General features: G+C 54.1%; 10 protein-coding genes. 3 read left to right on the forward strand and 7 right to left on the reverse strand.

Going from position 1 to position 11,733, the window contains the following annotated elements; all coding sequences use genetic code 11:
* Positions 1–20: 20 nt before the first annotated feature.
* The 5 genes from phnE to EXW94_RS15140 all read right to left on the reverse strand — a co-directional run bounded on the left by phnE (position 21) and on the right by EXW94_RS15140 (position 3,764).
* Positions 21–800, reverse strand: a complete 780-nt coding sequence (phnE, locus tag EXW94_RS15120; RefSeq protein ID WP_174340414.1) for a phosphonate ABC transporter, permease protein PhnE — start codon at positions 798–800, stop codon at positions 21–23.
* Positions 801–902: 102 nt separating this feature from the next.
* Complete coding sequence (gene phnD, locus EXW94_RS15125; protein ID WP_042719126.1) at positions 903–1,919, reverse strand: phosphonate ABC transporter substrate-binding protein; 1,017 nt, start codon at positions 1,917–1,919, stop codon at positions 903–905.
* Between the two features lie 23 nt (positions 1,920–1,942).
* Positions 1,943–2,731, reverse strand: coding sequence for a phosphonate ABC transporter ATP-binding protein (phnC, locus tag EXW94_RS15130; protein WP_089598650.1), 789 nt, complete (start codon positions 2,729–2,731; stop codon positions 1,943–1,945).
* A 173-nt stretch (positions 2,732–2,904) separates the two neighbouring features.
* A complete protein-coding gene (gene yjdN, locus EXW94_RS15135; protein WP_120159834.1) occupies positions 2,905–3,348 on the reverse strand; it encodes a VOC family metalloprotein YjdN in 444 nt (147 codons plus the stop codon).
* An 80-nt stretch (positions 3,349–3,428) separates the two neighbouring features.
* Positions 3,429–3,764 carry a zinc ribbon domain-containing protein YjdM gene (locus tag EXW94_RS15140; protein WP_042719123.1) on the reverse strand — a complete coding sequence of 112 codons (336 nt, stop codon included), beginning with the start codon at positions 3,762–3,764 and terminating at the stop codon, positions 3,429–3,431.
* Between the two features lie 595 nt (positions 3,765–4,359).
* On the opposite strand from EXW94_RS15140, the gene crfC reads away from it, so the two are divergent.
* Together crfC and EXW94_RS15150 are read left to right on the forward strand one after the other, a co-directional pair.
* Positions 4,360–6,714, forward strand: coding sequence for a clamp-binding protein CrfC (gene crfC, locus EXW94_RS15145; RefSeq protein ID WP_174340415.1), 2,355 nt, complete (start codon positions 4,360–4,362; stop codon positions 6,712–6,714).
* The gene (locus EXW94_RS15150; RefSeq protein ID WP_100167240.1) at positions 6,711–7,586 is read left to right on the forward strand and encodes a diguanylate cyclase regulator RdcB family protein; all 876 of its coding nucleotides are present in this window, start codon (positions 6,711–6,713) and stop codon (positions 7,584–7,586) included. The genes crfC and EXW94_RS15150 overlap by 4 nt, the downstream gene beginning before the upstream one ends.
* A 59-nt stretch (positions 7,587–7,645) precedes the next feature.
* On the opposite strand, the gene kdgT is transcribed toward EXW94_RS15150, so the two are convergent.
* Positions 7,646–8,638 (reverse strand): 2-keto-3-deoxygluconate transporter, encoded by a 993-nt coding sequence (gene kdgT / locus EXW94_RS15155; protein WP_042719120.1) that lies wholly within the window; start codon positions 8,636–8,638, stop codon positions 7,646–7,648.
* 646 nt (positions 8,639–9,284) lie between these two features.
* On the opposite strand from kdgT, the gene proP reads away from it, so the two are divergent.
* Complete coding sequence (gene proP / locus EXW94_RS15160) at positions 9,285–10,787, forward strand: glycine betaine/L-proline transporter ProP (RefSeq protein ID WP_089598654.1); 1,503 nt, start codon at positions 9,285–9,287, stop codon at positions 10,785–10,787.
* A 33-nt stretch (positions 10,788–10,820) separates the two neighbouring features.
* Here the strand turns inward: proP and EXW94_RS15165 are convergent.
* Positions 10,821–11,733, reverse strand: a 913-nt coding sequence (locus EXW94_RS15165) for a nickel/cobalt transporter (protein WP_375336646.1), incomplete at its 5' end; no start/stop codon positions are given.

The raw sequence follows: 11,733 nt of genomic DNA on the forward strand, positions 1-11,733 counted from the left end.
AGAAAACAAAGCCTCGCTTCTCAGATGAAGTGCTTACGCAAACGTTGAGAGAGGAAATCCAGCAGGCTGACGGTGACGATGATGAGCACCATCAGGGCGCAGGTTTGCTGGAACTGGAAACCGCGAATGGCTTCCCACAGGGTGACGCCAATCCCGCCTGCGCCCACCATGCCGACCACGGTGGCGGAGCGGACGTTGGACTCAAATCGGTACAGGGAGTAGGAGATCAGCAGCGGCATCACCTGAGGCAGGACGCCGTAAAGGATCTCTTCGATTTTGTTGGCGCCCGTTGCGCGAATGCCTTCTACCGGGCCGGGCTCGATGGCTTCGACCGCTTCGGAGAGCAGCTTGGAGAGCACGCCTGTGGTGTGGATGAACAGCGCCATCACGCCCGCGAACGGACCCAGGCCGACGGCGACCACGAACAGCATGGCGAACACCATTTCGTTAATGGCGCGGCAGGCATCCATCAGGCGACGCATCGGCTGGTATATCCACCACGGCACGATGTTTTCGGCGCTCATCAGGCCAAACGGAATGGAGATAACGACGGCAAGAGCGGTGCCCCAGACGGCGATTTGCAGGGTGATCGCCATTTCGCCAAGGTAGTCCTGCCACTGGCTGAAGTCCGGCGGGAAGAAGTCGGCGGCGAAAGTGGCCATGTTGCCGGAATCTTTGAAGAGCAGCAGCGGATCCATTTCCGCGCCCTTCCAGGAGATAACCAGCACCGCCAGCAGGATGGCCCAGCTGATGAGCGAGAACCAGCTGCGCTTTGGCGGTGGGAGGGTGATGGTTTGCATGTGTTACCCCGCGGGTCTTTGTGTGCCGGATGGCGCTACGCTTATCCGGCCTACGATCCAAAATGTAGGCCCGGTAAGCGCAGCGCCACCGGGCGAAAAGCGTTACTGCACCGCTTTATTCACGCTGGTCATTGCACCGAGCGCGGCGGTCAGGCGGTCGAGATCGTCCAGCTGGGCCTGAATTTCAGAGACTTTGCTGGTCTTCTCGTCTTCCTTGAGGCCTTTGTTGTCCTTCACCCCCTGCATCTGCTTGAACAGCGCCAGCTGGCGAATCGGAACCAGCTGCAGGTCGCTTGACGCGCGGAACGGTGCCCAGCCCAGATGTTCTAGAACCGCTTTCTCTTCCGGCGTTTTGCCGTAGTTCATAAAGAAGTCGTACACCTTCTCCTTGGTGCTTTCGGTGAGGTTTTTACGCCACACGATCGGGTCGCCCGGGATCAGCGGCGATTTCCAGATAACCTTCAGCTCTTTCAGCTTGTCCGGCGCGGAGGTCTTCAGCTTGTCGAGGTTTTCGGTGTTGTTAGTGGCAACGTCCACCTGCTTGTTGGCCACGGCCAGGGCGTTTGTTTCGTGGCTGGCGTTGACGGTGCGCTTGAAGTCGCTGGCGGAGGCGTTGTTTTTGGCGAAGACGTAGTAGCCCGGGACGAGGAAGCCGGAGGTGGAGTTCGGATCGCCATTGCCGAAGGTCAGCTCTTTGCGTTTGGCGAGCAGGTCGTTGAGGTTGTTGATCGGGCTGTCTTTGTTCACGATCAGCACGCTCCAGTAGCCCGGAGAACCGTCTGCCGCAACGGTCTGGGCAAAGACCTGGCCGTTCGCGCGGTCTACTGCCTCCATGGCGGAGAGGTTGCCGTACCAGGCGATGTCCACTTTATTAAAGCGCATCCCCTGGATGATGCCCGCGTAGTCCGGGGCGAAGAAGGCGTTCACTTTGATCCCCAGTTTGGTTTCCATATCTTTCAGAAACGGTTCCCACTGGGGCTTTAGGTTCTGCTGTGATTCCGTCGAAATGATGCCAAAGTTCAGCGCTTTTTCCTGCTCCTCGGCGTAGGCCGGGCTTAACAGGGTGCTGATGCTGAACATGCTGGTGAAGGCCAGCGCGGCAACCGTTTTATAGCTCATTTCCATTCCTCGTTATGGGGACGTTAAGCAGCCTGCGCGTTCTCTTCGACGCGATTAATGCTGCGGTAGAGATGGTCAAAACGTTCGTTATCAAACTGATGGCTCGCGCCATCAAAGAACACGTGCCCCTGACGCAGGGCGACGATGCGCTCGCAGTAGCGCAGGGCGTAATCCACCTGATGCAGCGTCACCACCACGGTGATGCCGTCGTGCTGGTTAATGTCGCGCAGAGTTTCCATCACGATGCGCGCCGATTCCGGGTCCAGCGAGGCGATGGGTTCATCGGCAAGAATGATTTTTGCTTTCTGCATCAGCGCGCGGGCGATGGCGACGCGCTGTTGTTGTCCACCGGACAGGGTGGAGACGCGCTGGTGGGCAAAATGCGCCATACCGACGCGGGTCAGCGCCTGCAACGCTTCCTGCTTCTGAGAAGGGGAGAACCAGCGCAGGCAGGTGCGCCAGAACGGGGTGCTGCCGAGCGCGCCAATCAGCACGTTCTCCAGCACCGTCAGGCGGTTCACCAGGTTGAACTGCTGGAAGATGTAGCCCGTCTGGGCGCGGCTTTTGCGAATATCGCTCGCCAGACGGCCTGCACGCTGCACGGTGTTACCCAGCAGTTCGACGTGACTTTCCGGGGTTTTATCGCAGGTAATGAGGCCGCTTAAATGGCGCAGAAGGGTGGATTTGCCTGAGCCAGAAGGCCCGAGAAGCGCCACCATGTCGCCCTGCTGGACGGTCAGATCAACGGCATGCAGCGCCTTGTTGTGATGGAAGGTCTTGCTCAGTTTCTCGACGCGGATGACGGTTTGCATGGGCTGGGCCTCACAATAAATGTGGCCTCATGCTGGCGCATCAATATGACATTTGGGTTAAGTCTGGGTTGCGGGAATTTGAAGAGTTGAGGGGAGTTTGATGACAATCACTGTAGGCCCGGTCAGCGCAGCGCCACCGGGCGCTGTTGCCGGATGCGCTGCGCTTATTCGGCCTACGACGTTTGGTGTTGCTTAACGACGTTAATCATCCACGGCACACCGTATTTATCGGTGACCTTACCGAAGCCGTGCGCCCAGAAGGTTTCCTGCCAGGCCATTTCGACATTTCCGCCCGCGGCAAGACTGTCGAACCAGCGCTTACCTTCTGCCACGTCCTGGGTGTCGAGCACTAGCGTGAACCCGGCGTATTGCGCGCTGCTGCCGGGCGGCAACCCGTCGCTCATCATGATATCGCTGCCCGCAATGCGAACGTTGGAGTGAGCGATGGCGGAATCCGGAAACTGCATGCCGGACGGACAGCCTTCTTCGCTGTTTTCGTCTTTTGGCATTTCGCCGAAGGTGATTTTATAGAGGAGTTCTGCGCCGACGGCCTGCTGATAGAAGGCGGTGGCCTCAGCACAGTTACCGGCGAAAGAGATGTAGGGACTTAACGGCATAATCATTACCTCAGGTAAGAGAAGCCCATTAAGTTTAGTTATTGTAGGCCCGGTAAGCGAAGCGCCACCGGGCGGATAAATCAGTTCTTTTTAACGAACTCAGATTTCAGTTTCATTGGACCGAAACCGTCAATTTTGCAATCGATGTTGTGATCGCCTTCAACCAGACGGATATTCTTCACTTTGGTGCCGATCTTCAGCATGGAAGAGCTGCCTTTCACCTTCAGATCTTTCACCACGGTGACGCTGTCGCCGTCGGCCAGAAGGTTGCCGTTCGCATCTTTTACGATGAGGGTATCGCTGTCCTGCGACGGCTCTGCGTCATTCCATTCATGTGCGCATTCCGGGCAGATGAACATGCCATTATCTTCGTAAGTGTATTCAGAATTGCATTTCGGGCAGTGTGGGAGTTGCATGTCGGTATCCTCAAAAAAGTGTTAACACGCTGGAAAGTGCCAGCTAAATGACGGCAGAGTGCCGAAAAAGGCGGCAAGTATAACGCAAATCCACACTTTTGTCGGTGCTATTGCATAATAAAAAAAAGGCAAAAATTGTGTGGCGAGTGACACTTGCTGTCAGTCAGTTAAGCGATGCTTGACGCATTAAGACGATGGAAAGAAATGATGCTAAATATATCGAATATTTTATTGCATCAAATTGCTACGCTCTTCCATTTCGGATAAGGTTAAGCAACAAGTTGTTATTTATCCACGTTCACCAACGCCATTCATCCCATGGTGGCGGGGAATTACCTCTCTTTTTAGGTGGGTAAATAGCAATGATATATCCTGATGTTTCCTGAAAATGAGCTACGCTTTTTATCTTTTGGCTTTCCGCCAAGGGGGCCGTTTTACACGCCTTGCAAGGATGGTTATTTATTTCTTATTGCCATCAATTGGTTATATTTTGCGAACATGTTTTCCATACGTGATCATATAAGCCGAAACAGCATAATCAAAACAAAGTGGCTTAATAAAAGTAATAAATTTGCGTTAAGGAAAGGCTTTTATCATGCACACACAGACCATTTTTGAATTAAGCCAGGAAGCTGAGCGTCTGTTACAGCTCGCGCTACAGAATCTTGAGACGTTGAAATCAATGCCCGGTACGATGCTGGATAGCGCGACGGCCGCGGTGAGAGGCGGTAATAATAATGTATTGCCTTTACATTTCAGCGCCCGTGGCGTCGATGCTCAGCAGGCGATGCTAAATAATGAATTGCGCAAAATAACCCGTCTCGAAATGGTATTGGCCATTGTCGGGACCATGAAGGCGGGTAAATCAACCACCATTAATGCGATTGTGGGTACCGAGGTATTGCCGAACCGCAACCGGCCAATGACCGCGCTCCCGACGCTGATCCGCCATACGCCGGGTCAAAAGGAGCCTGTACTTCATTTCTCGCATGTCTCTCCTATTGATGCGTTGATTCTGCAATTGCAGAAAAAGCTCTGCGATGACGATCGCGGTAAGCTGGCCCAGCGTCTGGAAATAGATAAAGACATGAATACCCTGCTGGAGCGTATCGAAAAAGGTGAGCCATTTGAAAAGCATCATCTGGGCGCAGAGCCGATATTCCATTGTCTGAAAAGCCTTAACGACCTGGTACGCCTCTCTCTGGCGCTGGGCGTGGATTTTCCGTTTTCCGAATACACGGCAATTGAACATATTCCGGTCATTGAGGTGGAGTTTGTCCATCTCGCAGGGCTGGATGCCCATCTGGGTCAACTGACGTTACTCGACACACCGGGGCCAAATGAAGCCGGACAGCCGCATCTGCAAAAAATGCTCAGCGAGCAGTTGGCTCGCGCCTCGGCTGTTCTGGCGGTGATGGACTACACCCAGCTCAAATCGATTTCCGATGAAGAGGTCCGTCAGGCGATCTCGGTGGCGGGTAAATCGGTCCCCCTGTATGCGCTGGTCAATAAGTTCGATCAGAAAGACCGTAACAGCGATGACGAGGAACAGGTCCGGGCGTTGATTTCCGGCACATTAATGAAGGGGAATATTTCGCCTGGGCAGATTTACCCGGTTTCCTCGATGTGGGCCTACCTGGCCAATCGTGCCCGCTATGAGATGGCTGCTAACGGACGGCTCCCTGACCATCAGGCGCAGCGCTGGGTGCAGGATTTTGCCGAGGCGGCGCTGGGACGTCGCTGGCGAACAGCCGATCTGGACGATATCGACCATATCCGTCACGCCGCGGACCTGCTGTGGGAAGACTCGTTGTTTGAACAACCCATCCGTAAGCTGATTTATGCTGCGTATGCCAACGCCTCGCTGTTTGCCCTGCGTTCGGCGTCCCACAAGCTGCTCAACTATGCGCAGAATGCCCGGGAGTATCTCGATTTTCGCTATCAGGGGCTGACCGTCGCTTTCGACGAGCTGGAGCTGAATATTGCCCGGCTTGAGGATGACATGGCGCTGATAAAAACACGCCAGAGCGTGGTCAGCGATGAAGTGCAACACGAAGTTGAAGAGGCGCTTAGCGCAACAGATGAGTTCATGGCGCGGCAAAAGCACGCGCTGCAACAGGCGATTGGGCAGGTCTTTAGTCACGGCAATATCATGGGGGTCGCCGGTATCGATCCGCTGAATGTGCGAAACGACGCAGTGGAAGAGGCACATCATCTGGTGCTGGACGACGAAGGACAGGCGCAGATTGTACTGAGTAAGATCAGCTCCTCATGTGAACTGATTATGCTGGATGCGCAGGATAAGATCTGTCGAGAGCTGGCGTTGCGCTTCGATCAGCTGGAATCCACGCTGGCACGCTCGTTGAATGAGGCCATGCGCCCCATAGAGACGCGGATTAAAGCGCAGCTGAGCCATGCGGGTTTTCGGGCGCGGATCAGTTTCCCTGCGTTTCAGCCTAATCAGCTGAACTTCAACACGCGTGCGCTGTTTAACGATGCCATTGCGATGGATAGCCGTCCGGCAGGGCGAACCTCGGGGACGGGCAGCATGCGTGAAACCGTGTCGCGCTGGTTGAACAATCCGGGCTGGGGCTGGGAGGACGCTGTCGCGACGCGTACACGATACGTCATCGATATCGCGCAGCTTCATGACAAATTTAAGCAACATATCGACCAGTTTTGTGAACAAATAGGTAAAGCTTTGGCCGCGCAGGTCGATGTTTCTGTTACGGCAGGCATGGCGACATTCTTTGCGGAATTTTCATTATGCCTGACCGGGTTACAGGAAAGCTTGCGTGATAGCCTCGCAGTGCGTCAGCAAAATGAGCATTCGACACGAGCGCTCAGCCAGATGCTGAAGCAAAGTCTTACGACTGCAACGTGGATTCAGGAAGATACCCGACTGTTACGCGATGATATTCAAACCCTATTCGCGGCAGAGCAACCATGACAACACAGCTACTGGACGGTCCCGGGCGGACGCTGGAGTGTATTCATCCCAAATTTATGGTCGATCTGGTTCAGGGCGTGGACGCTGCGCGTCATCCCCATCTGGGGCCGCAGCAGCTGCAGTTTCGTGAACGTTTGACGCAGGAAATCATGACGCACACCCGGCTACGGCCGTGGGCGATGTCGGGAATGTTCACCGAAAATACGGCATTGCGGCTGGGGCTGGCGGAGAAGCTGGCCGGAATGCTCGATCCTGGTCATCTGGCACTGACCCGTATGTCCGATAAATTGCTGGCGCTTCGGCAGCAGACGAACCCGCGCACCGTTCAGCCTCCGGGTCTTATACAGCAGTATGAAGAACTCACCGCTCACTTTAGCCAGCGTGCGGCTTATAAAGAGAAAGCGCTGACGCAGCGTGGGCTCACGGTTCAGGCGGGTGAGCATAGCGAGCAGATTTTTACCCGCTGGCGTGCCGGTCAATACGACAGTTGGTCTTTGGCTGGCCGCTGTTACGTTGTTCTGGAAGAGTTGCGCTGGGGGCCGTTTGGTGATGCATGCCGGCTGGCAAATGACGATGTGGCGGCCATGCTCAAGGATAACCTGCGCAGCATGGCGGCGAATTATCTTGCTCAGGGTATTAATGCTTCTCCCACCACCCGACACTTTTACCCTCAATGGCTGACAACATCCGCCTCCCCCGGTCTGATGGATTACAAGGATATGCTGGGCTGGTTGGGGGACTGGTGCCTGGCGGATAAACATCCGGTGTGCTGGTCGGTGACGCAGAGCTGGCAGACTGTCGCGCTGGGCATGCCAAGGCTCTGTTCGGCAAAACGGCTGGTGGATGGGATGGTGGAAGAGATTTTTGGCTGACCCCTTCCCCCTCACCCTAACCCTCTCCCCGCAGGGGAGAGGGGATGGTTTGGTGCGGTTTAATGATTCATTTCTACTGGTTTCGGTTCAGGCTGGGTCTCTTGCACATTCCCGTAGCGTTTCGCATACAGCGCCGTGATGATGGGGACCAGAATCGCGGTGACGATCACGCTGGCGGCAACCAGCGCTGTGGCTGACGCGGCGACCGGTTCGAAGGCTGGGTTAATTTGGGCAATAATCACCGGGTTTGCGACGGCAGCCCCGGCGGCCGAAGACGCGGCGACACCCGCGGTTCCATTTCCGCCCCCAATCACGCGGTCAGCAATAATCAGCGGAATACCGGTGATGATGATGACGGCAACACCCAGCACAATACCCAGCAGGCCGGTATCCAGGATCACGTTCAGGTTGATCGTGTTACCCAGTGCGAAGCCAAAGAACGGGATCAGCACCGGCGTAGCTTTGCTGAAGAAGTCGCGTAAATCGTGATCCAGATTACCCAGCGCAAAACCGATCAGGAATGGCAGGATCGCACCGACAAAGTGGTGAGGTTCAAAGGAGGCAAGACCGGCAGAGCCCAGGATCAACATGGTCATCAGCGGGCCGGACTCCAGCGACATCAGCACGAACGCACCGGATTCTTCCTTGGTGCCGTACTGATTCATCAGGCTGGCATACAGGCCACCGTTGGTCATATCCATCGCTGACACGATGGCCAGCACGGATAATCCGGCAAAGAATCCGGTCTGAATGCCGTTCTCCGGAATGAACATCGCACAGATCATTGCAACAACCCAGGCGACGGCAATTTTTGTGATAACCAGTGTGCCTGATTTGCGTAATACCGTACCCGTGGCACGTAAATTAATGGATGCGCCGATACAAAAGAACCATACCGCCAGAATCGGTACCGTTCCGCTAATCATGCCTTTTGTGAATCCACCAAAATAAGCACCGGTATTCGGTGCCAGTGTATTTAAGATCGCACCAAGTACCAGCGGAACCAACATCATTCCGCCGGGGATACGTTCTATTGTGGCTTTAATCTTCATGTTTAACCCTCGCATCTCGCCCCGCGTATCTGGCGGAAAGCTTAAAAAAATAAATAAACAAATTCAATGAATTACCGGCCTTTTTGAGGGGCTAACTCGGTATCCATGCAATAAAATTAAATGAGTGTCTTCCGTTTCTTTTGTTCGAAAGCACTGAAGATGATGTTTGCGGATTTATGATGCGATCTTTGGAATTGCGATTCAATGAAAATAAAACAGTGTTTTAGTTATCTCGATCACATAATGAATGTAAACAAAGGATGCGGCATTTTATTATTAAAATTTATGTAAATCTGATGTGAAGGATTGTGGCTTAATCTTTTGCTGAGACCCGAATAATAACGTACGTAAGCATATTTTTTCGGCCGATTGAGTAAGTACGCATTCGCAGGAATTGACAAAGTCTGACGTCATTTGACGAACAGGAAAAAGATATGTGAAGTTGATCACATATATAAACACTGGTAGGGTAAAAAGGTCATTAACTGCCCAGGCAGGCGTCAACAGGTTCGGTTGTATCGACGTGAAACGTCAATGTAAGTAAACCTGCTACGCTTGAATAAGGCGATTCGCATGGAGCGAATCCCAGGTTCACAGAACGCGAGTTAGCTGTGGAACGGACAGGGCTGAGTCTACGAGGAAAGCTATGCTAAGAAGGAAAAAGGTTAAACCCATTACGCTTCGCGATGTCACGATTATCGATGACGCAAAACTGCGTAAAGCGATCACCGCCGCCTCGCTCGGTAATGCGATGGAATGGTTCGATTTTGGTGTCTACGGTTTTGTTGCCTATGCATTAGGTAAAGTGTTCTTCCCCGGTGCCGACCCAAGCCTGCAGATGATTGCCGCGCTGGGTACGTTCTCCGTTCCCTTCCTGATTCGCCCTCTGGGTGGTCTGTTCTTCGGTATGCTCGGTGATAAATACGGTCGCCAGAAAATACTCGCTATCACCATTGTTATTATGTCGATCAGTACATTCTGTATCGGCCTGATACCGTCCTACGCCACCATAGGCATCTGGGCACCGATTTTGCTGCTGCTCTGTAAAATGGCGCAGGGCTTCTCCGTCGGGGGCGAGTATACCGGTGCGTCGATCTTCGTTGCGGAGTATTCACCTGACCGTAAGCGTGGCTTTATGGGCAGCTGGCTGGACTTCGGTTCGATTGCCGGGTTTGTGATGGGCGCAGGCGTCGTGGTGCTGATTTCAACCGTGGTGGGTGAAGAGAACTTCCTCGAATGGGGCTGGCGTATTCCGTTCTTTATCGCGCTGCCGCTAGGCATCATCGGTCTTTACCTGCGTCATGCGCTGGAAGAGACGCCAGCGTTCCAGCAGCACGTTGAAAAGCTGGAGCAGGGAGACCGCGAAGGGCTGCAGGAAGGCCCGAAAGTATCGTTCAAAGAGATTGCCACCAAACACTGGCGCAGCCTGCTGACCTGTATCGGTCTGGTGATTTCCACCAACGTGACCTATTACATGCTGCTGACCTACATGCCGAGCTACCTGTCGCATAACCTGCACTACTCGGAAGATCACGGTGTGCTGATTATTATCGCGATCATGGTGGGTATGCTGTTTGTGCAGCCGATTATGGGGCTGCTGAGTGACCGCTTTGGCCGTCGACCGTTCATCATCCTCGGCAGTGTGGCGCTGTTTGCGCTGGCGATCCCTGCCTTTATTCTGATTAACAGTAATGTGCTGGGTCTGATTTTCGCGGGCCTGCTGATGCTGGCGGTGATCCTGAACTGCTTTATCGGGGTGATGGCGTCAACATTGCCTGCGATGTTCCCGACGCACATTCGTTATAGTGCGCTGGCGGCGGCGTTCAACATCTCGGTTCTGATTGCGGGCCTGACGCCGACGCTTGCCGCCTCTCTGGTGGAAAGCACGCAGAACCTGATGATGCCTGCTTATTATCTGATGGTTATTGCAGTCATTGGTCTGGCAACCGGTCTTACCATGAAGGAGACGGCGAACCGTCCTCTGAAAGGGGCGACGCCTGCGGCATCCGATATTCAGGAAGCAAAAGAGATCCTGCGTGAGCACTACGATAACGTAGAGCAGAAGATAGAGGATATTGACGCAGAGATTGAAGAGCTGCAGAAGAAACGCTCTCGCCTTGTTGATCAACATCCACGGATTAACGAGTAATAATGAAACCCGCCGCTGGCGGGTTTTCTTTTATTAGCATCCGGCGGCAATGTAGTCGCCGTTGGCGCTGATGGGGATCACCGTCAGGAACAGGACGGTGGCGAACAGAATCAGCACGATCCCTCCCGCGATTTTCACGACCGGGACCAGCCAGCTCAGCGTTGACCCGCCGCCGAAATACGCCACCGTGCGTTCACGGGCATAACGTACCGCCAGCGAGAGACCCATAATAGAAAGCGCTGTACCCAGTGACATGGTCATCACCGCGGCGATCCCCCAGGTGACAATGCCGAGCGCATTCGAGAACATCAGGATCATGATCGCGCCGCTGCACGGGCGCGCGCCAATCGCCATCACCACGCCCAGACGCGTTTTCCAGTCGCCTTTTGTCAGATCGCTTCCTACGCCATGATGACCACAACCGCAATGCTCATCATGCTGGTGGAAGGGCTTGATCGAGGAGATTGTCATTCGACGCGGACGCAGGCTTTTCAGTGCCTGATAAATCATATATGCGCCGAATGCGCCAATAAGGACGGCGCTGACCTTCTCTACATACCATCGGCTGGTGCTGATATCCCCCGAGGCGAGGTTAAATCCTATCGCCAGTATAAAGACAAAGAGTATGGCACTGACGCCCTGCATCAGGCTGCCGAGAAACGGCACAACCCGGGCGGCCAATTCGCTTTCTTTATTTGTACTGAGATAGGTGGTGACAATGAATTTACCATGCCCCGGTCCGATGGCGTGAAGTACGCCATAAAGGAAGGCACCGGTGAGTAGCCACAGACCGCCGCTGTACTGATGGTTATTCAGCTGGAGCAAGTACATCACCAGATAGCGATGTAAGGTGATCTGGGTGGCGAGGCACCACTGAATAAAGGCATTCCAGTGCGTATGGAGCGTAAAACCTGCAAAGAGAAGTACCAGCACCATCAGCCCTGCT

The organism is Enterobacter sp. JMULE2 (assembly GCF_013337145.1).
In the GTDB taxonomy this organism is placed as follows: domain Bacteria; phylum Pseudomonadota; class Gammaproteobacteria; order Enterobacterales; family Enterobacteriaceae; genus Enterobacter; species Enterobacter mori.

Coding starts and splice junctions, on each gene's coding strand:
- phnE (WP_174340414.1), bottom strand. CDS start 800: ATGCAAACCATCACCCTCCCACCGCCAAAGCGCAGCTGGTTCTCGCTC.
- phnD (WP_042719126.1), bottom strand. CDS start 1,919: ATGAGCTATAAAACGGTTGCCGCGCTGGCCTTCACCAGCATGTTCAGC.
- phnC (WP_089598650.1), bottom strand. CDS start 2,731: ATGCAAACCGTCATCCGCGTCGAGAAACTGAGCAAGACCTTCCATCAC.
- yjdN (WP_120159834.1), bottom strand. CDS start 3,348: ATGCCGTTAAGTCCCTACATCTCTTTCGCCGGTAACTGTGCTGAGGCC.
- EXW94_RS15140 (WP_042719123.1), bottom strand. CDS start 3,764: ATGCAACTCCCACACTGCCCGAAATGCAATTCTGAATACACTTACGAA.
- crfC (WP_174340415.1), top strand. CDS start 4,360: ATGCACACACAGACCATTTTTGAATTAAGCCAGGAAGCTGAGCGTCTG.
- EXW94_RS15150 (WP_100167240.1), top strand. CDS start 6,711: ATGACAACACAGCTACTGGACGGTCCCGGGCGGACGCTGGAGTGTATT.
- kdgT (WP_042719120.1), bottom strand. CDS start 8,638: ATGAAGATTAAAGCCACAATAGAACGTATCCCCGGCGGAATGATGTTG.
- proP (WP_089598654.1), top strand. CDS start 9,285: ATGCTAAGAAGGAAAAAGGTTAAACCCATTACGCTTCGCGATGTCACG.